16 protein-coding genes are annotated in these 19,202 nt (G+C 43.1%); 11 read left to right on the plus strand and 5 right to left on the minus strand.

What is annotated here, in order from left to right; genetic code table 11:
- Positions 1–276 precede the first annotated feature (276 nt).
- From AB4405_RS23545 to AB4405_RS23560, 4 genes are all read left to right on the plus strand, one after another.
- A complete protein-coding gene (locus AB4405_RS23545; RefSeq protein ID WP_372063045.1) occupies positions 277–2,025 on the plus strand; it encodes a solute:sodium symporter family transporter in 1,749 nt (582 codons plus the stop codon).
- Positions 2,026–2,114: 89 nt separating this feature from the next.
- Positions 2,115–3,737, plus strand: a complete 1,623-nt coding sequence (locus AB4405_RS23550) for a sulfatase-like hydrolase/transferase (protein WP_372063024.1) — start codon at positions 2,115–2,117, stop codon at positions 3,735–3,737.
- Positions 3,738–3,893: 156 nt separating this feature from the next.
- On the plus strand, positions 3,894–5,336 hold the full coding sequence (locus AB4405_RS23555) for a DUF294 nucleotidyltransferase-like domain-containing protein (RefSeq protein ID WP_372063025.1): 1,443 nt from the start codon (positions 3,894–3,896) through the stop codon (positions 5,334–5,336).
- Positions 5,337–5,606: 270 nt separating this feature from the next.
- The gene (locus tag AB4405_RS23560) at positions 5,607–6,899 is read left to right on the plus strand and encodes a hypothetical protein (RefSeq protein WP_372063026.1); all 1,293 of its coding nucleotides are present in this window, start codon (positions 5,607–5,609) and stop codon (positions 6,897–6,899) included.
- Here the strand turns inward: AB4405_RS23560 and AB4405_RS23565 are convergent.
- On the minus strand, positions 6,879–7,745 hold the full coding sequence (locus tag AB4405_RS23565; protein WP_102469388.1) for an AraC family transcriptional regulator: 867 nt from the start codon (positions 7,743–7,745) through the stop codon (positions 6,879–6,881). The two genes, AB4405_RS23560 and AB4405_RS23565, sit on opposite strands and share 21 nt — an antisense overlap.
- Before the next feature lie 1,122 nt (positions 7,746–8,867).
- Between AB4405_RS23565 and AB4405_RS23570 the strand changes: the two genes are divergently transcribed.
- Together AB4405_RS23570 and AB4405_RS23575 are read left to right on the plus strand one after the other, a co-directional pair.
- Positions 8,868–10,466 (plus strand): MFS transporter, encoded by a 1,599-nt coding sequence (locus AB4405_RS23570; RefSeq protein WP_372063027.1) that lies wholly within the window; start codon positions 8,868–8,870, stop codon positions 10,464–10,466.
- On the plus strand, positions 10,463–10,864 hold the full coding sequence (locus tag AB4405_RS23575; protein WP_102469380.1) for an SDR family NAD(P)-dependent oxidoreductase: 402 nt from the start codon (positions 10,463–10,465) through the stop codon (positions 10,862–10,864). The genes AB4405_RS23570 and AB4405_RS23575 overlap by 4 nt, the downstream gene beginning before the upstream one ends.
- A 636-nt stretch (positions 10,865–11,500) precedes the next feature.
- On the opposite strand, the gene AB4405_RS23580 is transcribed toward AB4405_RS23575, so the two are convergent.
- From AB4405_RS23580 to AB4405_RS23595, 4 genes are all read right to left on the minus strand, one after another.
- Complete coding sequence (locus AB4405_RS23580; RefSeq protein WP_102469378.1) at positions 11,501–11,818, minus strand: DUF202 domain-containing protein; 318 nt, start codon at positions 11,816–11,818, stop codon at positions 11,501–11,503.
- A complete protein-coding gene (locus tag AB4405_RS23585) occupies positions 11,818–12,189 on the minus strand; it encodes a YidH family protein (protein WP_102469377.1) in 372 nt (123 codons plus the stop codon). The genes AB4405_RS23580 and AB4405_RS23585 overlap by 1 nt, the downstream gene beginning before the upstream one ends.
- 7 nt (positions 12,190–12,196) lie before the next feature.
- Positions 12,197–12,814 carry a Crp/Fnr family transcriptional regulator gene (locus AB4405_RS23590; RefSeq protein ID WP_372063028.1) on the minus strand — a complete coding sequence of 206 codons (618 nt, stop codon included), beginning with the start codon at positions 12,812–12,814 and terminating at the stop codon, positions 12,197–12,199.
- 512 nt (positions 12,815–13,326) lie between these two features.
- Positions 13,327–14,160, minus strand: coding sequence for a helix-turn-helix domain-containing protein (locus tag AB4405_RS23595; RefSeq protein ID WP_372063029.1), 834 nt, complete (start codon positions 14,158–14,160; stop codon positions 13,327–13,329).
- 228 nt (positions 14,161–14,388) lie between these two features.
- Here AB4405_RS23595 and AB4405_RS23600 point away from each other — a divergent pair, with 228 nt between their 5' ends.
- From AB4405_RS23600 to AB4405_RS23620, 5 genes are all read left to right on the plus strand, one after another.
- A complete protein-coding gene (locus AB4405_RS23600; protein ID WP_372063030.1) occupies positions 14,389–15,528 on the plus strand; it encodes a tyramine oxidase subunit B in 1,140 nt (379 codons plus the stop codon).
- Positions 15,529–15,683: 155 nt separating this feature from the next.
- Entirely contained in the window at positions 15,684–16,082 is a 399-nt protein-coding gene (locus tag AB4405_RS23605; protein ID WP_372063031.1) for a Rid family hydrolase, read from the plus strand.
- A 48-nt stretch (positions 16,083–16,130) separates the two neighbouring features.
- Entirely contained in the window at positions 16,131–16,436 is a 306-nt protein-coding gene (locus tag AB4405_RS23610) for a (2Fe-2S)-binding protein (protein ID WP_102469373.1), read from the plus strand.
- On the plus strand, positions 16,429–17,835 hold the full coding sequence (locus tag AB4405_RS23615) for an FAD-dependent oxidoreductase (RefSeq protein WP_372063032.1): 1,407 nt from the start codon (positions 16,429–16,431) through the stop codon (positions 17,833–17,835). Before AB4405_RS23610 ends, AB4405_RS23615 begins: the two co-directional genes overlap by 8 nt.
- 91 nt (positions 17,836–17,926) lie before the next feature.
- Positions 17,927–19,054 (plus strand): NAD(P)/FAD-dependent oxidoreductase, encoded by a 1,128-nt coding sequence (locus tag AB4405_RS23620; RefSeq protein WP_372063033.1) that lies wholly within the window; start codon positions 17,927–17,929, stop codon positions 19,052–19,054.
- Positions 19,055–19,202 lie beyond the last annotated feature (148 nt).

Consider the following 19,202-nt stretch of genomic DNA (forward strand, 5'->3'; position numbering starts at 1 on the left):
CGACTAATGTTCTCTATTTATCAAAGTGAGAAATGACGGTCTTCACATTTTTTATCTTTATATAGGAAAGTAAAAACATATATTCGTTTTTTACATGGATATGTTCGATTACTACATCGTGTTTATTCTCTATGTTTGTATATTTGTTTTGTTGACTGACATTTGGTCACTGTGAACAGTGTGATGGGCTTATAAGCTGCGTCACAAAAATACCTCGGTGTGGCATTATAAAATAGACAGTTCACACCCTACATGGAGAGTGCAATTATGATTGCAATGGGTTCATTTTTTTTGTTTACCTTCTTGGTAGGATATATATCGTATCGAGCTACAAGGGAGGAGAACTTAAATCAAACAACTGGATATTTTCTTGCAGGCCGAAGTCTACCTTGGTTTGTTGTGGCTGGTTCACTTTTTCTAACGAACATTTCGGCAGAGCAATTAACGGGTCTTAATGGGAATGCATTTGCTAATGGTGCGAGTGTGATGGCTTGGGAAACGGTCGCAGCAGTAACAATGATTATATTGGCGATGGTCTTTTTACCTCGTTTTCTCAAAGGCGGCATAGCCACGGTCCCGCAGTTTCTTGAGGCAAGATATGGGAAGCGCATGCGTTCGGTATCTTCTTTTATTTTCATTTATGCAATCGTTATCGGTTTTCTTCCGTTTGTTCTTTATGCTGGTGCAATCACACTAGGCAAGCTTTTTGGTGTTGCTGAATTATTAGGTGTCACGGAAACGACGGCGACTTGGATTATGGTGATTACATTAGGCGTTGTTGGTGGTATTTATGCCGTATTTGGTGGTTTAAAAGCCGTCGCAGTTTCAGATACTGTCAATGGTGTCGGCCTGTTGTTTGCCGGCATGTTAGTTCCCATTCTAGCCTTGAGTCAATTGGGTGATGGTAGCATGGCAACAGGCTTTAATATTTTGATTACCGAAGCGCCAGAGCGTATGGCCGCGGCAGGTTCCGGTGAAAGTGCTGCAGTACCATGGCATACACTTTTCTCTGGAATCTTACTAATCAACCTATTTTATTGGTGTACAAACCAAGCCATCGTTCAACGTGCTCTCGGTGCTAAATCGTTAGCGGAAGGACAAAAAGGGGTATTAGCGGCCGCTGCAATGAAAGTGATCGGTGTTGCGATGCTCGTGTTACCAGGCATTATCGCGTGGCACATGCAACAACGCGGTATGATTATGATTCCTTTTAGAGAGGGTACGGAAATATTCGCAAAAGATATGGCCTATCCGTTGTTAGTTCGCGAAGTCCTTCCTTCTTGGATGACGGGGTTATTTGGCGCTGTGTTATTTGGTGCCGTCATGAGTTCGTTCAACAGCGGGGTCAACAGTATGTCGACCTTGGTGAGTTTAGACATTTATCGTGGCATCATTAATCCAGGTGCATCAGACCGACAAACCGTTCGTGTCGGTAAAATATTTGGCTCAGTGACCATTGGGATTTGCGTGTGTATTGCCCCATTTATTGCACAAGCTGACGGTCTATATACTCTAATGAGAACCATCATGGCCGTGATTAATGTGCCTATCTTAACGGTTGTTTTAGTAGGTATTATCTCTAAGCGAACACCGGCTCTTGCTGCTTATATTGCGCTGCCTATCGGCATGGCAAGCTTCTATATTGTACACTTTGTACTTAAAGATGATTTAGGTTTTGCACATCCGCATTGGCTGCATATTGTAGGTCTGAATTTTTGTTGGATGGTGGCTATTATGATGGTAGTACGCTTTTTAAAACCAATGGATAAACCGTACGAGCAAACTTATACCGAACAAGTAGAAGTCCAAGATTGGAAATATGCAAAGCACGCGAGTTGGGGTGTCATTGCATTACTTGCTATTTTATATACGACGTTCTCAAATATTGGTCTTCTAAGTGAATCAGGAAGTGCGTTCAAAGTCATCTCAGTTCTTGCGGTATTTTCATTAGCGTGTTTCTTAGGCTCGAAAGGGTGGAAATATTTCGTCACCCAGCAAAAAAACAAAGTTGCTCACGATAGTTAATATCTTTTATATCTTTTATATCTTTTATATCTTTTGGGGGTGGTTATTACTCCCAATGATATAAAAGATTAAGCAATAGCGAGGAAATTATGTCTGAAATTCATCAGGCTTTAATGCAAAAGAGTTTTTTAGATCCCAAGTTACGCAAAGGGAGTTATGAGAGTGATCCTTCGATAACGAAGCCTCATATTTTTTTTATTACCGTTGATATGATTTCTCCAGATTGTTATCGCCCAGATAGACCGTTATCGTCCATTATTAATACCCCTAATATGGATGCGATAGCCAATTCGGGCACGCGTTTTAACCGAGCTTATACGACAAGTCCACTGTGTGGTCCTGCACGTGCGGCAATGTTTACTGGAATGCATCCTCCATACTTAACCAATGGGGAGCGAGCACCTTGTGGTATGCAGGTTGACTTAACTGTTGATGACATCATTTTTCAAGATTACTTAAAGGCTGAAGGGTACACACTTAAGCACACCGGTAAATGCCACGTGGGGGTCGATAAATTTGTGCGAACTTTTGGTGAGAATGTACATGCTTGGGATCGCTGGGGCCCGCCAGTAGTTGATGATGATCGCTATCTTGAGTACATAGATGCAATGGAGGTCGAGCCACCTAAGTACCGCAGAGAATTACGTGGTTTACAAGCAGACCAACAAACACCAGGTAACTCTTTTGGCGGATGGATAGAGCAGCAAAATGGTGACGATTTTCCTAAAGATGCGCATTATTCAACGTTTCTGGCTGACTTGACGATCCGACAAATCAAGGCAGCACGCCGTCAAAGCCCTAATAGCCCAATTTTTTCTCAATTGGATTTTTTCGATCCGCATCAACCTTATTCAATACCTAGTGGTTTTGAACAACGTTACCAAGAAATTCGTCAAGCCGTTAAGTTACCTCAAAGTTACCTTGATCTGCAGAACCAAGATGAACAGCCTGACAATCCGATTTATCGACTCTATCGCAAGTATTGGGGTATGTATGATGAAGAAACTGTTATCGATTATATCGCAGGCCATCTGTTACAGGTCGAAGTGGTAGATTATGGCATTGGGAAGCTTATTGAGTATTTGAAATCTGAAGATCTTTGGGATGAGAGTGTGGTGGTTTTTTCTGCTGACCACGGAGATATGAATGGTCGGTTAGGGATGGCAGACAAAGGCGTCTACTTTCAGCCTGATATCTTTGCCATTCCTTTATACCTCAAGTCACCGAAGTCATCGGGTGAAATACTGCCGGAAAGTAATGGGTTAGTGTCCGCATTGGATATTGCTCCTACGCTCCTTTCTTTTGCTGGGGTAGGTAAGCCTGTCCAGATGGAGGGAGAGAGTTTATTGCCGCTAGCGAAAGGAGAAAGTCGAAAATCGTTTACTCATGTTTATCAAACAGGGCTTCACGTTGGTGCCAATTTGGGTGTAGCTATTCAAATGGAAATCGAGGGTGAAAACTGGTTCTATGGCTATAACTCTTCTACAGGATATCAAGAGTTATATGCGATGGATCAAGACCAACAAGTAAATCAATTTTACCTGGAAATGGGCGAAAAGCTGCGACCGGTACTCGTCAACAAGATGGCTCAAGTTCTGAGCGCAGATCCTCGCTGGAGAGGGTATTGGGCTTCATATCGGTTACACAATATGGAGGATTTACCTGTCGATAGTCATAGTGATATGCAGATGCTCAAACCGTTAGGTGCTTAGTTCGGTCCGTACATCCTATTAGTGGCACACTATACAATGAATAAAAGCTTGGGGGTTGACCTCAAGCTTTTGCAATTCTAGGCTGATATAGTGGAAAGTATGCTACCTAGACAACGCGCTAGGTAATTGATTGTACCCTTATAAATAGGTGAAATTATGGTTGACACCATGGATGAAAGCTTGTCTACCGTTGGCAGTAATTCGCTTTATGAGTGTATCGAACAAATTGCTTCATCGGCGTACGTTGTATTAGCACCAGACGCGACTATTGTCCAAACAGCAAGAGCAATGCGTGATAATGACAGTTGTGAATGGGCGGTAATCTTTGAACATGACCAGCTACGTGGCGTTATTTCTGCTGCTAACTTGTCCCATCGAGCGCTCGCAGAGGCGCTTCCTTTGGACAGCCGTATTGATAGTATTATGGATTTGAACCCTTTGACCACGTCTTCAAAAACTCGTGTGTATGACGCTATTGTTACGATGTATCGTTATCAAGCTCAATCTATGGTTGTTATGTCTGAAACTCGAATGATTTCTCTACTGACATTGCCAGCGTTGTTGCAGAATAATCGTTTAAAAATGGTGTATTTAGTCGAGAAAATTCACGTAGCACAATCGGAGCAAGATATCGCTGACCTTACGGTTGAACGCCGAGAATTGTTTTTGGACTTAGTGAATGGCAAAGTACCTGCCGAAATGGTGTATTCGGTGATGACATTAATCATGGACACTATTAATTGCCGTTTAATCGATTTTGCGATTCAGCGCCTTGGAAAACCGCCTTGTGATTTTTGTTGGGTGGTTGCGGGGTCGCAGGCTCGTAAAGAAGTGCATGCGTATTCGGATCAAGACAGTGGGATTCTTTTGGAAAACAGTGCAACAAAACAAGATGAGGCCTATTTCACTCATATGGCGATGATCGTATCTAAAGGTTTAGATAAATGTGGATATGAACTATGCGCTGGAAAGTTTATGGGGAGTAACCCTAAGTGGTGTCAAAGATTACAAGTGTGGGAACAGTATTTCCAGCAATGGATAGCGAATCCTGAATTGGAAAACTTACTTAATCTTAGTGTATTTCTTGACACTCGAGCCATTTATGGGGACCACCATATGCTCGGGAACTTAAACGCTCAATATACGGACGTAAAATCAAACGCACTTTTTCTAAGAAAAATGATTAATGATGCGGTCACCAACCGAGCACCATTGAATATTTTCAATAACTTAGTGCTCGTTAAGGACAGCGAAAATATAAAACGTTTGAACCTTAAACGTCATGGCATTAACGTCATTGTTGATTTGGCGCGCCTCTATGCAATGCGTTCAAAAAGCATGGAGTGTAATACTAACAAACGCCTCAATGTCGCCTATAGTTGTGGTGAAATTAATCTTCAGACCCACCTTGCAATTAGTCGAGCTTATGAATTTTTAAGTGAGTTTCGGCTCCTGGTTCAAGCGAAAGAAGTAGAAAAGGGTATGCAGCCTTCTGCATTGATTGATCCGAACTACCTTGGTGAATTTGATAAAGCACGTATTGTGGATGCATTTAAATTGATTAGTGACTGGCAAAAAAACAGTCAGCAGCTTTTTTAGGGTAACGTGACAAGCTGAGAGGCCGTTTTTACGTACCGCAACACTTCTTGAACTTCACTTTTTAGTGCGGAGACATGGAGCATTTCGCATATTAACATTAAGAAAGCGATTGGAGCTTCCGTGACCTGGGCTTATCTGCAATCACTGGTCTGGGGTATGCAAAAGGAGGTTAAGCGGATATTTCACCTCAATGCTATTTATTGACCATAGTCATTATATCCGTCAGTCTAGGCTTGATGGTCTTTATATCGTGAGTAATCTGGAGATGAGATGAAACAGCAGGTATTGGTCTTTGGTGGATTAGGGGCGCCGGGTTCATCGGTGGTATCACTATATCAGGCGCTATTAACTCAGTTGTCGGATTTATTTGATTTGATTGCGATTGACCCGATTGCAGAACAACTCACACCTGACCAATTAACGAACCGCTATCCCTTTTCATATTCCGCGATCTATGATCATTTCGATAAGTATTGCGCTAAGCATCAACAACCCGATATCGCAGCCTGCTTGGTACTTACTCCGGTGCGGATGCACCTAAGTATTATCGAAATGGTGTCTGAGCGCATTGATGTCGACCAAACGCTCTTCATCGTTGAAAAGCCGTCGTTTTCGTTAGAAGAATGTGAACGGGGATTCGATTTCGTGATCCCAGCATTGCAGAGTCGTGGTGCTCGCTTTTATTTTATTGATACTGTGATCGTCGCCCTGTCGATTGAAGCGTATATTGATTCTGTTGATGGAGCGTTGCCCTTACCCAAAAAAATTGTTGCGATAGCCGCTGATAATCCAATAAATTTGTATGAACCATTGCACGCTTTTGAATGGTCAAATCAGAGAAATAACATTAACCGACGCAAGCTCCTTTCGCTTAAGAATAATGGCGGAGGAGGAGCTGGTCTTGATATGGGGATCCATGCAGTAGCTGCGTTGTTCAGATTATTATCAGGGGCCCGTTGGGATGTAGAGAGTACTCTAGTTACAGGCGCTACGTTAGAGGCATTAACGGAAGAGAATATTCCAAATTCAGAGGCCAAATTAATGCCGCTTGAACGTGAACTGGGTGCAGAAACGCATTTATATGCTCAAGGTATTATTAAAACAAAGGCACCGAAAAGTGCATCAATCCCGTATGTGGTTGAAGGAGGGAAAGGCGGCGATATTTGGGATAGACGTCTTGAATTATACTACGATGACCATGTGGTTGTGCTCGGGCTTGGAACATTAAGGCACCCGCCTTATTTTTGGCGAAAGCAAGGCGAGCAAGTAACAAGTCAAGTGTTTAGCATTAAAGGTTCGGGCTATCAACGACATTTTAGTGACATTCTTTCTCTGCTGTCCGTCACTAATGTGCCTTTACTTATCACGCCAGAACAGAGCGAGGAGATTATGCGCCGTTCAATGGTGTTAATTGCAACGATGTATCCCGTTTATGAAGTGGCTGCCGAGATTCGAGAGTTGGGGCTTCAAAAAGTGACTCAACATTTACCTCGCTACTTAACATCGCAAGAGCTTACTGTCCGAAACGACCTTGACCAATATCTAAAATCCATCGTCTTTTAGCACGCTCACAATTTGTTGTGTTTCGGCGGCAATGGTTGTCACCTGAGAAGGGGGCAACCCAAACTGTTTTTTAAAACTATTACTAAGGTGAAAGGCATCTGTAAAGCCGAGGTCATAGGCGATTTGAGTGACGTTTTTCTTCCCTTTTCTTATTAGGCTGTATGCGATATCTAACTTGAGTCTTTGGTAATAATCCTTTGGGCTATATGTGGTGTGCTCTATAAAGAGTTTACGCAAGTGTTGTTCGCTGCAATTTGAAAATTCAGCCATTGCCATCACTTTCCAGTTACTTGAAAGATTGTGGTGCATCTCATCTATCACTTTCTGTACCAACAGTTGAGGTTTAGAAAGATGTTGATTATTCGCATAAAGTAGCCATTCATAGAACATCTTATTGTAGATAGCGGCAGAAAAGGATGAGAAATAAGGGTTATCTTGCCTTAATGCTTCGATCAACTCGTTGAATTGGATTTCAAAGTGTCTGTGGTTATCAATAGGGATAACTTTTTGATATGGGATCGTGACATTTGCGCTGGGGTCAAGGAATACCTCAGTCCAATAAAGCTTCCAAATTAGCCCATCACAGCCGTAGTGCACAATGGAAAAGGGATCTAAGCAAAGCACACAATTGCCTCGCAAACGAAGTGTTGTCCCATCCTTTAAATTCACATAACCGTTGCCGCTCTCGCTATATATGATGACCAACGTATTTTCAGCCATTGGAAGACGCCGGTCTTGTGGCCAAGTATTTTGATACTGCTCATCACCATAAACATCCCAAAAAGAACGAATAGAAAGCCCTGTGCAACTGACACTGTGTTTGATCACGAGAGGTTGATTTTTCACGCCTTTCCCCTAATTTTAACCCATAACATATAGTGCTGATTTTTAGCAAAGCATGCGAATAGTGGGTAATAAATTGTGAAAGCGATCGAGGTGTTTTGATTGAATATGTTACCTTGCGTCTGTAAACATTCCTTCTTTAGATGCACTCGAATTACACGTGTTGCTGGTAAGCTCAGTCAATTTCTACAGTGAGTGCTTCGTAATTAAAATCGTCTAAGGGGGTAAATGCACGAAAACGTCTACCAAATTGCAATTAGTTGCTTATGAGATTCATAGGCCAGCATAATTTTCTTGCTCTGGGACGCTTAGCGGTATTGGATTACGGGTCGGTAATCGACCCTTACCACGTCGTCGCATACCCCTTAAAAGAACCACACGCAGATCTCGGAAATAAATTTGAAATTGAGAAGTTTGATCCAAAACATCATTAAGATGTACAAAGATAACTGGTCATTACTATGCAATTATTTGGTCTATGAACTGACGTTGCTTGATGGTGGAGTCGGGTTTTCAACAGTGACAACTAGCCTGACACAGGGGATAGGTTATAAAATTAAACTTATGTGCTAAATCAGTTGTACTTCACACTTTTGATAATATCTGCCGGGTCATCCTTTATAGTTTCGTTTTTTACATCTTTTTGTTCAAAAAATACATCTGATAGTAAAGCAATAACGTGTATATTTTTATTATCAGGCACAGAACAAGTGCATTTATCTATAACCTTCGATAGTTGAAAGGTTTTGTTATTAATTGCTTATTAAAATCTGATAATAATTTTAGTTTGATATGAGTATTTTGAAGTATGTCAAAATAATTAAATCCACCAGCTGATTGTTTGTTGTTTTCTTATAGAAGAGATTATTATGTCGTTAAATGATGACTCATCAGTGAGTACCAAACTCTTATATACTAAAATAAGAAGTGGTTCTTGTAGCGCTACGAAAAACTGTAAGAAACCTAATGTGGTTTTTATTACTGTAGATATGAACTCACCTGATTGTTATGTTAACAGTCGGCCGCTTTCTAAAGTAATCAAAACACCAAGTCTGACTTAATGGCAACTATTAATAACTGAATAGAAGTAAACCTACATCACTTTTAAATAATGGAAATAGAAGCATGGAAAATGATTACAGAGCAATTAAGTATCTTGCAATCGTCATTCTAGGTGGTTTTGTATTTGGCCTAGATGCAGCGGTAGTGTCCGGTACGATTAGATATATCTCGATGCAATTCGAGTTGTCAAGTTTAGAAGTGGGGACAGTTGTTGGTGCACCTTCTATTGGAGCAATTATTGCGTTGTTTGTTGCGGGCAAGTTAACAGCGGTATTTGGGCGTCAAAAAACTTTGGTTTTGATCGCATTTACATATGTAATATCTGCCATTTTGTCTGCGACTGCTCTTGGCTATTATTCATTGGTTTTCGCAAGAGCATTAGGTGGGTTAGCGTTCTGCTCACTTGGTATTACATCGATGTATATCGGTGAAGTTGCACCATCTCATGTTCGTGGGAAATTGATGACAGCGAACCAAGTTACTACGGCGTTTGGTTTCTTTTCTGCATATCTTATTAATTATTTTTTGGTATTAAGTTTTAATGAAAATTCCGTTTTTTTAGGTCCTGAAACCATTTGGAGAACGATGTTTGCTGTAGAGATAATTCCAGCGATTATCTGGTTCTTACTGCTTCTAAAGGTACCGGAGTCACCACGTTGGCTAATGATGAAAGGACGTCCAGAAGATGCAAGAAAAGTACTAAAACTTTTGAATGCACCAGATAATGTCGAAATCATTCATAAAGAAATCCAACAAAACATCAAATCGACGTCAGCCACGTTGAGTGTAACGGCACAACTTCGCCGGTTAGCATCGAAAAGGATGAGTATTATTGTTTTAGTGGGAGTGACGGCAGCAATTACCCAGTCTCTGTCAGGTATCAATGCTATTGCTTATTACTCGCCTACAATCTTTGAACAGATTGGGTTAGGTGTCAATGAGGCGTTCAAGCAGACTTCCATTATGGGGATGCTTGGTATCCTCGCGGCTGGTACTTCTGTTTTTTTGGTTGATAAAGTGGGACGTAAACCTTTACTTGTTGTTGGTCTATCTGCGATTGCTATTTGCCATTTTACAATATGGAACGGCTTCCAGAATGCGACATACGTAGTAACTGAAGAAAAGCTTGCAGCGGTAGAGTCTACCGTAGACGTTGAACCACTTAAGTCACTCCTTAACAAAGAGTTTAGCTCAGACCGTGATTTTAAAGTTGAACTTCGTGATAGGTATGATGCAAACTTCTTGCGAGCAAATGAAAGTAATCTGATCAAATCGTTTATTCAAATTAGTGCGGGACCGATTGTAGCCGCTATTTTTGCATTTAAGATTGCCTTCGGGTTCTCTATCGGGCCAATGATGTGGGTGTTGTTCTCAGAGATTACACCTAATTCAGTTAGATCGGTTGCGATACCATGTTTTGCTTTGATGAGCAGTCTGAGTGCCTGGGCCTCGCAGAAGTTCTTCCCATGGCAACTCGAGGTGTTTGGGTCCGCGACTACATTCTTGTCATATGGAATATTCGCATTGCTTGGTATGGCTGTACTCGTTGTTTTCTTAATCGAAACCAAAAACCGTTCTATTGAGGAAATTGAGTCTCTAATGGCACGTGGCGAGAGGATCCCTTCTGTAACAAGCGCTACGACTGAAAGAGGAAAAGCATGAAGCAAGTGATTGTTGTTACTGGAGCAACGGGCGGTATTGGTAACCTACTGGTCAATGGGCTTCAAAATACAGAGCGACATATAGTATGTTTGGGTCGTCGAGAGTCAGCACTAGAGGACTTAGTTACCACAATATGTGCAGAGAAAGATCTTACGGAGGAACATATTTCCTATCAAGTTGCGGATATGTCTGATGAAGTTGCGCGAAAACACATGCCAAACTTAGAAGCTGTGATGAATACGGGCAAGATGTCTGATATTAATGATTCAGTTTTTTTGTTGGAAACTATTCTAGCCGGTGGCGTTGACAATCTGGGAGAGCACTATTTTATGGCTGATACTTTTAGGAACGAGCTCGAGCAAGGGATCGATGAAACTTCGTGTATATTGGTTTACTAAATAGCTAGCTGACACCGTGCTTGAGGCGCTAGTTTTCTAGCACCTCGAGTGTTTTTTCAAAGTACAAGAAGGCCGCTCCAGATACAATTTTTCGTAGGTAAGTGCTCCCAATTCGACAGTTAAATCCTTAGAGTAACTATATGCTTATGGAAGAAATTTTGTAAGCGCCCCGTGGGTTCATAGGGCGCTTACAATTTATCATGGTTAGTGTATTGAACGACACTCGATGTTTCGTGAGTAACGCTATCGCAGCCATCAATTGGAATTCCTGCAAGAAAGCTATTGGTGGTTGAAGAACTGACACCATTCATCGCTAAGAGCGAATCCATCGGTTTCAAAACATGTCGAATCGACTTACCCGCACTATAATTTTGACATGATTTGGTGACGTTTTTATCAAAATACAAACCCAATAATGTGGGCTCTCCACCTTGCTTTGCAAAGTCGACATACTCGTTTTCTGAGCGTCAATATGTTGCTGAACACACTTTTCTAGAGTGTCATAAGACCTACGCCAATTTTGTTACCTTTGCAGGGTACAAGTTGTCTTTTTCTCGATAGAAGTAGTCGCTACAGTCATGTTTTAAACTGAGCTAGGAAGGTTTGGCCATAGCGTGGCATGATACTTGTTACATCCTAAAATAGAAATGAGTGCCAGACGATAAATAGGTAACTCGTAGAGAGCAGTAATACTATCGCACTCAAGGAGATTTTGATGAACGATTCCAGGCGCGATACCGCCATTGAATTGGAAAAATCTTGTGAGAATCGATTCTGCGCATAAAGGGAGCCCATCATCGTAAACGCACCAGCTAGTAGACAGATCAATGTTGGGTAGTCCATTGCCAATGTGACTCTGAGGTATGCGAATACGACTAGTAACAATACTAATTGAGTGCGCAACCACGACATTGATGTCCTTTGTGGCTGCAATCCTTTATCACGAGTCGTCATCAAACGGTTATCACTAATACAATAATAAATGCCAGCAACAGCATGGTACCGCTGATCACTTTTAAAAAGTGGGTGTATCTGAGGTCCGAACTATTTCTCATCGCTTTCTCGTTATCTGCCCAGCGGCGATAGGCAAATAAGGCCAATGTTCCTGAGAATAAACATAAGAATGATGATAATAATACGCGTACCAGCGAGTTCGCCAGATCCGGTGTGAGTTGATCCAATGCAATAGCACCAGCTAAGAGTGCAAGAGACGTTCGAATCCACGCTAGATAGGTACGCTCGTTAGCGAGAGAAAAACGGTAATCAGGGGCTTCTCCTTCTTCTCTCCATGACCGTGGTGCAGTTCTTATTCGTTTCTTAGTCATATTTACGTTAAACCAGTGATAGTCGGTAGTCAGCTAAAACATTCAAGTCTACGGGGGTGGGTTTACGGCTGTCTTTGCGCAGCAATCCGGTCTCTTTTAAACCTTTACAGTAACGGATAACGGTGGTGATATCCGTTCCGCTGTATTCCGCTATCTCTCGATACGTCCACGGATAGTCGGGGTGCATTTCAAAGAAGTAAGCGATAGTGTCAAGAATCCGTTTCCGGGCATTGAAACCGTTAAACTGCATCAACCTTTTTTCAGCTTCCCCAAGCTCGTAGCAGACTTCCTTCATTAGGTAACTAGCAAGATTAGGCGCTATCTCATCTAGAGATTTAAAATCGTTTACATTTATCTTTACTACGATGCTATTCAACATTGCTCTTGCTGTTGACGGGTAGTTTTGTCCTGTAAATAGTGAGCGGTAGCCAAAGTAACTACCAGGACCATAGATTCTAAGTAGAGATTCCTTCCCCCCTTCTGAGACTTGGTATAAACCAATTTGACCTTGTTTGACGTGGTAAAAAACCTTTGCAGACTCGCCATTACGGTAAATCACCTGTTTCCTCGAAAAACTAGATACTTCTACGTGCGATTCAAGTGAGTGCATCAGGTTAGAGATCATTAGAGCCAGCCATTTGTTTGATAACAGCTTCTAAGATACTTCATAAATCAGTGACTAAATATGACCATCGCCATAAAATATGCGAAAGAAAATTTTGATGCAGAATTCAGTGATCTGCACCAATCAGATTGATATTCAATTAAGCGATATTATGTTTTTTTACAGTTAACTGGGCTTAAATACTAAAGATCACCGAGCCTTCTCGTCCGTTTATAATCAACCTTAATGTCTTCGAAGATTGTTCTGGTTGAACTCTAAGAGCGTGGCCAGTATCAGGTGCTCCTCAGGTCCCCATGGTGCAAGAGGTTCTTTCACAAATACGGCAGTAAGCGATCTTTGGCTCATTCTTTTCAAGTTAAAACCAGCAATATAGAAAAAGATTCAATTTGATGATCAATTTGTTCAGAGTGTGGAAGTCGAACTAATTAAAAATGTCCCTTGGGGAGTTTGACGATTCAAATGAACCTCTTACACCATCCATTGTTGGTGCAGTTCGCACCAATAATGAGCGGTCAATAACAACGAATTCGCTCCAGATAAGTCTTTTCTTTTACTCTATTTTGATACTCTAGTGGTGTCACATTCACTAACTTTTTAAACTCTCTGAGAAAGTGAGATTGGTCGTTGAAACCAAGATCAATGGCAAGATCAGAAAAAATAAGATTATCAGTGTGATTAATACCATAAACTGCTGATTGACAACGAATTGCTCGACTGAATCCTTTGGGTGTCAATCCTATATCACTTTTGAATAACCGTTGCAGTGTTCGCGTTGTATAGCCAGAGAAACGTTCCAGATCTTGAACCTGAATATTTCCTCCATGCAGACAAATTTTTCTAATTATCTGGCTGGTCAGTTGAGAGGGTTCTCTTTTCTTTTTTCGTTTTAAAAACGCGTTCACGATATTCACTTTTTGTGAAAAACTATTAGACTCGACTATCTGCTCAATAAGCGGCATTGAATCTGCCATAACATCTTGAATATTATGCTCATATTCAATTAACTCTTCTGCTGAAACCGTCAAAAAATCAGGAATAAACCCTGGTACAAACCTAACCCCAAAGTAACGATGCCCAGGCTCAAAAAATACCGATCCAGCTTCTAATCTAGTCCCACATATCTGTCCGCTTGGTGAGTCTGCATCACAGTCAAATACCATATCTATACAACCGTCAGGGATTGCAATTGTAGGTTCGTATGAACGGCCTGCTTTAAAACTGTAAAAATGAGAGACTTCAGTATTTTCAGAGGGTAAATGAGTAAGGAACTGCTCCGAACTCAATACGAAAAATGGCTGCTTTGAGTGAATCCCCGAAATATTTGTTAGCAATGATGAGTCTGACATTTTCAATTCTCACTTTAATCCGATAAGTGAATAAAGCAAAGTGAATGCCAGTTTCTCTTTAAATACGTCAAGTAACCGATGTCGCAAAAATCCAATACAGGTTGGAGGGTTCTAAATAGTATCGAAAGCAATTACTCATATCTTAAGTTAAACGATGCCTAGCAACACCGGCTAAGAGTGGATTGAGTACTGCATAAAACCCGAAACTATATGGATATAGGTGACGATATGTCAGACAACACTAAGATAGATTTTATATACCTTTCTGAACAGGACATGATTAAAGCCGGCGTGACCGATATGCCAAATTGTGTCGATACGATGGAAGAGATGTTTGCGCTGCTTCATCAAGGTGACTACCGAATGGCTGGTGCCAACAATGACTCTCATGGAGCAATGGTGACGTTTCCAGATGAATCCCCTTTTCCTGACATGCCTAAGCCAACCGCTGACCGCCGTTTGATGGCTATGCCAGCTTATCTTGGTGGCGACTTTAAGACCTGTGGTGTCAAATGGTACGGGTCCAATATTGCCAACAGAGAAAAAGGGCTTCCTCGATCTATCTTGATGTTTATTCTCAATGATATTGAAACAAGTGCGCCATTAGCTTACATGTCGGCAAACTTGTTGTCCGCTTATCGTACAGGTGCTGTACCAGGGGTAGGGGCCCGCTATTTAGCTCGTAAAGACGCTAAGGTCATTGGTTTGCTTGGGCCAGGTGTTATGGGAAAAACGACCGTCGCTGCTTTCGTCGCTGCTTGCCCAGACGTTAATACAATTAAAATTAAGGGACGAGGCAAAAATAGCTTAGACAGTTTTATCACTTGGCTTGCCGTTACTTATCCTCAAATAACGGACGTACAGATAGTCGATACCATTGAAGAAATCGTTCGCGGCTCTGATCTTATTACTTATTGTAATTCAGGTGAAACTGGAGACCCATCTACCTATCCAGAGGTTAAGCGTGAGTGGGTAAAACCAGGTGCATTCTTAGCTATGCCGGCAAGCGTTCGACTTGATGCGGGGATGGAAAGGTCAGATGTTCGTAAAGTGCTTGATAACACAGGTCTGTACGAAGCTTGGTATGAAGAAGTGCCAAAACCGACACATAATATAATTCCACTAGCAGGGATGCGCTTTATGGACATGATTGATGAGGGAACTTTGACGCCTGACGAGCTTGAAGATCTGGGAGAAATTGTTGCAGGCGAAGCGCTCGGCCGTAAAAGTGACGAGGAAATCATCATTATGTCGGTGGGTGGAATGCCAGTGGAAGATGTTGCTTGGGCAACCAAGATTTATCGTAACGCTGTCGAAAAAGGAATCGGCGTTTCACTGAACCTCTGGAATGAACCAGTACTTAAATAGTCTGAATATAGCTCCTGATAAAGGGAGCCATGCCGCCAAATCTGTAACGAAGGTTTATGGAAGGTTCGGTGCTCGTCTAAGTCACCACTAATACCCATCTGCATACCTAAACAGATTTGATCCTCTCTGAACTTATTTTAACAAGGTTACGCATTATGCAACGTATCAATTATTCATCAGGAACGTCACTCGAAGAAAGCGCAGGTTATTCACGTATGGTCAAAATAGGCAATCAAATCCATATTTGTGGCACTACTGCAGTTCAACCTGACGGCTCTGTTTACGGCACTACTGCTTACGAACAGACCCAATACATTTTCGGTAAGTTTATTGAACTCCTTGCTCGCGCAGAGGCAGAGGCCAAAGATGTTTACAAGGTTAAGGCTTATGTCACCGATATGGGCTTGGCTAATGAAGTCGGTATGGCATACAGCGAATCTTTCAAAGAATTCCGTCCACTGTTCACCATGGTTGAAACACCTAAGCTGAATCGCCCAAGTCAGTTGGTTGAGATTGAGCTTGAAGCGATGGTTGGGTGTGAAGTTTTAATCTGATAATGACAGGGGGGACGAATGCCTCTGTGTATTGGCAAGGAGTTAAGTATGTTGAAAAGGTTACATGAAGGCTGTCTTGCTGCGGAGCTTGTGACTATCACCTTTGAAGGTAAGCAGTTACTGGTTCCGGTCGGTGAAACTGTTTTAGCCTCAGTGATGGTGGCGGGGGCGGGGTATAATCGAACCTCGCCAATAAGCGGAGTTAAACGAGCTGGGTATTGTCAGATGGGTGTTTGCTTTGAGTGCCTTATGGAGATCGATGGCGTCCCAAATCAACAGGCTTGTGCCATTCAGGTGAGCGATGGAATGGTAGTCAATCGCCAGGATGGAAAGAAGGTGCTAGCCAATGGGTAATCAATACGATCTTATTATTATTGGTGCAGGCCCAGGTGGACTTGCCGCGGCCGTCACCGCCGAAGGTCTTGGGCTTAAGACTTTAGTGGTTGATGAGCAGCCTGAGCCAGGAGGGCAGATCTATCGCTCAATGGAACGCAGTCGCTCTGAAAATGTCGATGTGCTCGGCAAGGATTACTTCGCTGGCAAACCGTTAGTTGAGGCCTTTAGAGCCTCCAGTGCTACCTATATACCGAATACGACGGTTATAAATATCGCCAACAATTTCGATGTTGACCTGCTATCTGGCGGGGAAACACAACGGGTACGCGGACGCCGTGTGCTGCTTAGTATCGGTGCTACAGAGCGACCAGTTCCAATGAAAAAATGGACATTACCCGGAGTGATGGGGGCGGCGGCGGCTGATATTTTATTCAAATCTGCCGATATGGTTCCGGATGAGCCCGTCGTAATCGCGGGCAGCGGACCCCTGTTGCTGCTAGCTGCCTGTCACCTGGTGGACAATGGCGTTGAAATTGCGGCTATGGTTGAAACGGCCAGTTTTAAAGATTACATCAAGGCGGCTCCCTACCTGCCAGGAGCTCTACTCCGGTGTAGTTATCTGTTGAAAGGTCTACAGATGCGATGGAAGGTTAAACGTGCTGGTGTACCGCTCTACATGGGGTGTCGCGATCTCGAGGTTATTGGTGGAGAGCGAGCAGAAGGGTTGCGCTTTTCTTATCGTGGCAGACAGAAGGATATCGATGCCAAAACCGTTTTACTGCACGAAGGGGTTGTCCCGAATTTACGTTTGAGCGAATCATTAAACTGTGAGCATGAATGGTATGAGCCGCAACGATACTGGAAACCGGTGCTTGATATTTGGGGACAGACTAGCGTAAAAGGCGTGTCGATTGCTGGCGATTCAGCCGGTATTGGTGGAGGTCCAATGGCGACAGTTAGGGGGCATTTAGCCGCTATTGATAGTGCTTATAAGCTCCAGATAATAAGTGAATCAGAACGTGACCGCCTTGCAGAACAACACAAAAGATACCTCAACAAGGAAAAAGCTATTCGCCCCTTTCTTGACCATATTTTCCCACCGAGCCGACAGACTTTAGTACCAGCAGGCGACAATATCATAGTCTGCCGCTGTGAAGAAATTACCTCAGGTCAGATTCGAGAAGCTATCGCCCAGGGGGCACGTCACCCTACGCAGATCAAAGGCAGAACACGGGCCGGGATGGGGCCGTGTCAGGGGCGTATGTGTGCAGCAACGATCTCAGAAATAATTGCGGATAGTTGCTCAATCGATATCGTTGATGTCGGGTCGTTGCGAGTTCGAACACCATTGAAGCCTTTGAGCATTGAGCAGTTTGCCAATATGCGCTTTGGGAGCAACGGTGGTAACAAGGACTGAAGCGGCCTTGACTAACAGAAGTTAGCACTGGTCGCTTGGAATTCGCGGGAGTCGGCTAGGATTTACCGCACCATTGCAGAAGAGAGAAATAATGAAGAGAAGTGCAGATGTTATCATCATAGGTGGCGGAATTATCGGTTGCTCCACCGCTTACTACCTAGCAAAAAAAGGCAAGTCGGTCATCGTTCTGGAAAAGAGTAAGGTGATTGGCTACGGCGGCTCCAGTCGTAACGGTGGCGGGGTACGTCAGTCGGGGCGCGACAAGCGCGAACTCCCACTGGCCATGTATGGTGTGCAAAACCTCTGGCCGCACCTCTCTGAAGAGCTGGGAACTAACGTCGAGTATTACCAGCACGGCAATCTGCGTTTAGGTAAAACCGATGAGCACTTAGATATTCTAAGAGGCTTGACCGCTACTGCTGTGGACCAAGGGCTCGATGTAAAGATGATCAGCGGTGAAGAGGTGAGAGAAATCTGCCCGCATCTATCTGATGAAGTGATCGGTGCAAGTTGGTGTCCAAGTGATGGTCACGCTAACCCGCTGCAGACAACGCTGGCATACCATAATGGCGCACGCCAACTGGGTGTTCGGTTTTTGACAGGGCAGCATGTACTGTCATTGAAAATGGTGGCAGGCGTGTTACGTAAGGTTATGACGACAGATGGCGAGTTTGAGGCGGACAGAATAATTTTGGCGGCAGGTCTTGAAAGCCGAGCTATCTCTCAGAGTGTTGGTGTCGATGTTCCAATGAAACCAGTTGCTCTTGATACACTTATAACCGATGCACAACCTCCGATGTTTTATCAAATGCTAGGCACTGCCATGGCAGATTTTTATGGACATCAGACCGCGCACGGATCGTTTGTGTTCGGTGGTGGATCCCCTTTGAACTCAGAGCTGATAAGCGGCGCTTCAGACCATACCCCAATAGAAGCCACGGCGGACACATGTCGTGGCATCCTTGGCTACATCCCTGCTTTGAAACACGCCAAGGTCGTGCGGAGTTGGGTGGGTATCATTGATTGGTGCGAGGACAAGGTCCCCGTTCTCAGTAAGGTTGAGGATGTTCCGGGCTTGATTTTAGGCTGTGGGCTTTCTGGTCACGGCTTTGGCATAGCGCCTGCCGTCGGTACCGTTTTGGCAGAGCTTGCCTGCGACGAAATGCCTTCTATCAATATCAGCGAGCTAGGGTACGAGCGTTTTTCCCATCGAGCATAGAATTTTATAATTCAAAGTGTCATCAGTTGAATGAGTTATAAAGCATGTCGCGAAAATACAATACAGGAGCGATGGCAGTTAATAGTATTAATATTATCCCGTTATCTAGCAAGGCTGGAGCATGGAAATAGTCCAGCTTGATGACGAT

The organism is Vibrio sp. 10N.261.51.F12, assembly GCF_041471725.1.
In the GTDB taxonomy this organism is placed as follows: domain Bacteria; phylum Pseudomonadota; class Gammaproteobacteria; order Enterobacterales; family Vibrionaceae; genus Vibrio.

Excerpts from the sequence above, each read along its gene's own strand:
- AB4405_RS23570 (WP_372063027.1), top strand. The coding sequence starts at position 8,868 with ATGGAAAATGATTACAGAGCAATTAAGTATCTTGCAATCGTCATTCTA.
- AB4405_RS23610 (WP_102469373.1), top strand. The coding sequence starts at position 16,131 with ATGTTGAAAAGGTTACATGAAGGCTGTCTTGCTGCGGAGCTTGTGACT.
- AB4405_RS23595 (WP_372063029.1), bottom strand. The coding sequence starts at position 14,160 with ATGTCAGACTCATCATTGCTAACAAATATTTCGGGGATTCACTCAAAG.
- AB4405_RS23605 (WP_372063031.1), top strand. The coding sequence starts at position 15,684 with ATGCAACGTATCAATTATTCATCAGGAACGTCACTCGAAGAAAGCGCA.
- AB4405_RS23575 (WP_102469380.1), top strand. The coding sequence starts at position 10,463 with ATGAAGCAAGTGATTGTTGTTACTGGAGCAACGGGCGGTATTGGTAAC.
- AB4405_RS23560 (WP_372063026.1), top strand. The coding sequence starts at position 5,607 with ATGAAACAGCAGGTATTGGTCTTTGGTGGATTAGGGGCGCCGGGTTCA.
- AB4405_RS23590 (WP_372063028.1), bottom strand. The coding sequence starts at position 12,814 with ATGATCTCTAACCTGATGCACTCACTTGAATCGCACGTAGAAGTATCT.
- AB4405_RS23600 (WP_372063030.1), top strand. The coding sequence starts at position 14,389 with ATGTCAGACAACACTAAGATAGATTTTATATACCTTTCTGAACAGGAC.
- AB4405_RS23585 (WP_102469377.1), bottom strand. The coding sequence starts at position 12,189 with ATGACTAAGAAACGAATAAGAACTGCACCACGGTCATGGAGAGAAGAA.
- AB4405_RS23550 (WP_372063024.1), top strand. The coding sequence starts at position 2,115 with ATGTCTGAAATTCATCAGGCTTTAATGCAAAAGAGTTTTTTAGATCCC.
- AB4405_RS23555 (WP_372063025.1), top strand. The coding sequence starts at position 3,894 with ATGGTTGACACCATGGATGAAAGCTTGTCTACCGTTGGCAGTAATTCG.
- AB4405_RS23620 (WP_372063033.1), top strand. The coding sequence starts at position 17,927 with ATGAAGAGAAGTGCAGATGTTATCATCATAGGTGGCGGAATTATCGGT.
- AB4405_RS23580 (WP_102469378.1), bottom strand. The coding sequence starts at position 11,818 with ATGACGACTCGTGATAAAGGATTGCAGCCACAAAGGACATCAATGTCG.
- AB4405_RS23615 (WP_372063032.1), top strand. The coding sequence starts at position 16,429 with ATGGGTAATCAATACGATCTTATTATTATTGGTGCAGGCCCAGGTGGA.
- AB4405_RS23545 (WP_372063045.1), top strand. The coding sequence starts at position 277 with ATGGGTTCATTTTTTTTGTTTACCTTCTTGGTAGGATATATATCGTAT.